Below are 3,632 nucleotides of genomic sequence, written 5' to 3'. Positions count from 1 at the left end.
ATTTAAATAAAAAATAGTACCAGACTTTGCTCTTTTTCAATTCTAGTTGTGGTCAATTGTATTCGAACCAGTGACTTTCGGGTTATGAGTTAGACCTATCATTATCATAAAAAATTAAATTAATTTAAAGTAGAATAGTTGTGATTTTAATTAAAATAAGGAGCTACAAAAAAAAACTGTAACTCCTTATCAAATAATTATGAGTAGTCTAAAAAATTAATTGTACATCCGTTTTATGTCATAAATATATTTTAAAGTGTCATTCTTGAATTTATTTCGGAATCTCATCATTCAATAAATCAAGTATTTACAATGAGAACTTGAAACAAGTTCAGGTTGACGAGCACCTTTTATGACTCATTACGGATAATCAAAAAATTAATACAAATATTCTAATGCTACAACATCATATCGGCTAAAAGCACCATTTTCATTTCCTGTTGGGCAGGATATCATTACTGATTCTCTATCAATTCCTGTTGGAGTACCTGGAATATGATAAGCGCCATCATAGCCTTCTCCTTCATTTTGACCATTGTCACATACTCTACTAAACCAATCTGTATGGCGTAACCCTACACAGTGACCCATCTCATGTGTTATTACATGACTTGAGTATGTTGCTCCGTATTGACTAACTCTTGGTCCAATACGTGCCCATTTATAAGCTCTTCCATTAGAAGGAAAGCCAGCTAAACCACCAGAACCCAAATCTGAGCGTACATATACCACTAAGTCGGCAGCTTGATAGTTAGTACCAAAGCTTAAGTTCATTTGTAAAGATGAATTTACACGATTATAGTTAGCTACTGCTCGTCTTAATCCTTCTCTGTTAGTATTATCTAAACCGTTACCACCACCGCCTGTGTACCCCAATACATTAATGGTACGATTTCTACCTGAAACTAAATTTCTGGTATGGTATTGTTTAGTTTGAGGAATGACGTATGCATCAACTTCTTTTACAGATATGGACAAATCTGTACCGTTTACAAAATAGTCTTCTGTGATTCCATCTAAATCAGTAATACTTTTAATAGTCACATTTTCTGTGTTAATTCCCAAATCGTGCAACTTCGCAAGCTGTTCTTTGGTTATTACATTATCTTCTGTTTCCATATCTATTCCTTCTTCTTGGCAAGAAAAAAAGATACCTGTCATCACTACACTTAGTAGCAATATTTTAATTGTTTTCATAAATGTTAATTTTAGTTTAATGAGTATAGAGTAACTGTACTCAATTAAATGGTTTAAAATGCTATTAATATTTAATGCATGCTTTTTGATTTTTGAGCTCCCAACGAAGTTCCATAAAAAAGTAATAGAAATGACTGAGTATATGTTTCTTAGAAACATTAAGATGTCTCAAAACATGATTTAAGACATGTATTTTTAATAGGAATTTTTAAAATGAGTTTATGAAAAGTAAGCTATTCAAACTTAGATTTGATGATTTTATAAATTAAAAAGGTTGCCTGGAGACAACTTTGAAGTTATTAGTAATAAATGTAAATTTATTTGTTTATAGTATTTTTAATAGCTCTAACAATAGCCATTAAGATACGTGACGAGAGTAAAAAACTTGCAAAAAATTAAAAAAAAACAAAAAAATCGAAGATTTTCTCAAAAAGCATCAAACAGAAATGTCGTAGCGTGATTTTTTTGGTTGATTAATTCTAGTTGATTTGAAAGCGGGGTAATCATTATTTATTACTTCGCTTTTATCTTTATAATCTCTGATACTTCTATTACGTACAAATTTCAGAAATATGAACGCTCACTCTTATATATTTCTTTGTAACTAAGCAAGTAATCAAAACCTTTGTATCATAATTTTTTAACTAAATATCATGAAGAAAGGGGTATTATTTATTATTGCTAATTCCTATGCTGTCAATGGCACAAACAAAAGAGAATTACAGCTCATGAAATTCTTTAATTATAGATTACCACATCAATAACAATTTTTACCTAAAAATGAATCACATTTTACAAACTACTTTAAAATACTATATATAAATTTAAAACAGATGAAAATAACAAAGTTAATAGCGTTAGTTATGTTATGTATAATAACATTTGCATGTAACACTAAAAAGGAAAAAACTAAAGAATACCAAATAACTGATGAAGTTGTGGTTGACGATCAAGGCGATGTACTTGAAGTTGAGACAGTAACCCCTGTTAAACAAGAAAAACAACATTGGAGCTATGAAGGAGTAACAGGACCGAAACATTGGGCAGAAATTGAAAAAGATTCAGATTGTGGAGGTAAATATCAATCGCCCATCAATATCATTGATAAAGATGCGAAGTTAGATACTTCTTTAAAACCACTAGATATTCATTATGCATCTGCAACAAAAATTCATAATGTTATTAATAATGGGCATTCCATTCAGTATAATTTTGAACCAGGAGATTATCTTAACTACAAAGGCGAAAAATATGCCTTAAAACAAATACATTTCCACGAATCTGCAGAACATACCATAAACGGAATACGTTACCCCATGGTAATTCACATGGTGCATGTGAGTGATAACAACCAATATGCAGTGCTTGCCATTATGGTAAAAGAAGGTAACAGTAGCGCGCCTTTTAACTTTTTAGAAAGTTATTTACCGCTTGAAAAAGGGCAAACAAAACCAGTCAATACTAGCTTCGACCTCAATAAAAACTTACCAAAAGATAAAGGGTATTACAGTTATGTAGGTTCTTTAACTACCCCTCCTTGTACAGAAGATGTAAACTGGCTTATATTTAAAGAACCCATTACCATTTCATTAAAGCAAGTAAAAGAATTACAAAAATTAATGCCTATAAATAACTACAGAAATGAACAACCTTTAAACGGGCGTGTAGTAAAGAAAACACGTTAAATTAGATATATCATCTCCTTTTATTATATCAAAAACAAAGTGGGTTTCTTTTATTTTAAAAAAACAATGTACCATGTACAAAAGTGTATAAATACTATTATGTTCAAATTTCTGAAATATACACATAGATAGCTATAAAAAACTTGAATTAGAATAATTAAAACTAAACCTTTACATCAATAAAAATTAAAAACATGAAAACAAAAGTAGGATTAGTAAAATTAGATCATAAAGAAGCAGAAATTTATGAATTTTTCGCTTCAAAAAGTGACAATACAAAACGCCATCATCATAAAGATAATTGGAAATTATTACAAAAAGTTGAATCTTTCTTAGACGGAAAAGGTAAGGTAAATCAAAAACGTTTTTTTAATACATTAAGTAAGGAAATGAATACTTTTAGTGCTATTATAATTGCTTCACATGGAAAAGGTAGTGCCAATGAAGGACAGTTGTTTGAAACCTTTTTACACACTCATAATAAAAAATTAAAAGATTTGATTATTGGGCATATTATTGCAGACAATCATACAACATTTAATCAACTCACAGCAGATGCCGATAGCCTATTAAAACGATTAGAAATAGCTTTGTAAAACTTTACTTATGTATGCAGATACCGACGAAATTTTAAAAAAACCTAATTCGTATAGAAGTTAAAGAAGAAATTACCCAATAAGAAATAATTGAATTAGATAAAAAGGTAAAAAACTTCACAAAAAATATAATGAGATAAATATTATCTTATTG

Annotated in this window: 3 protein-coding genes; 2 read left to right on the top strand and 1 reads right to left on the bottom strand. The window is 29.6% G+C overall.

Annotated features, from left to right (window positions below; translation table 11 throughout):
* Window positions 1-378: 378 nt before the first annotated feature.
* Entirely contained in the window at window positions 379-1,197 is an 819-nt protein-coding gene (locus AC1EUY_RS15815; protein ID WP_480196520.1) for a M57 family metalloprotease, read from the bottom strand.
* Between the two features lie 833 nt (window positions 1,198-2,030).
* Between AC1EUY_RS15815 and AC1EUY_RS15810 the strand changes: the two genes are divergently transcribed.
* Entirely contained in the window at window positions 2,031-2,882 is an 852-nt protein-coding gene (locus AC1EUY_RS15810; protein WP_480196519.1) for a carbonic anhydrase, read from the top strand.
* Window positions 2,883-3,076: 194 nt separating this feature from the next.
* Window positions 3,077-3,478: a hypothetical protein gene (locus AC1EUY_RS15805; protein ID WP_480196518.1), complete on the top strand. Its 402-nt coding sequence runs from the start codon at window positions 3,077-3,079 to the stop codon at window positions 3,476-3,478.
* The last annotated feature ends 154 nt before the right edge of the window (window positions 3,479-3,632 follow it).

The sequence above is a fragment of the Maritimimonas sp. 2210JD6-3 genome (assembly GCF_056591795.1).
Note: the sequence above shows the minus strand (reverse complement) of the source record. Positions and strands in the feature narration are given on the sequence as shown.

What these genes read in the sequence shown, in the direction of transcription:
- AC1EUY_RS15810 (WP_480196519.1), top strand. Translation starts at nt 2,031, where the DNA reads ATGAAAATAACAAAGTTAATAGCGTTAGTTATGTTATGTATAATAACA.
- AC1EUY_RS15815 (WP_480196520.1), bottom strand. Translation starts at nt 1,197, where the DNA reads ATGAAAACAATTAAAATATTGCTACTAAGTGTAGTGATGACAGGTATC.
- AC1EUY_RS15805 (WP_480196518.1), top strand. Translation starts at nt 3,077, where the DNA reads ATGAAAACAAAAGTAGGATTAGTAAAATTAGATCATAAAGAAGCAGAA.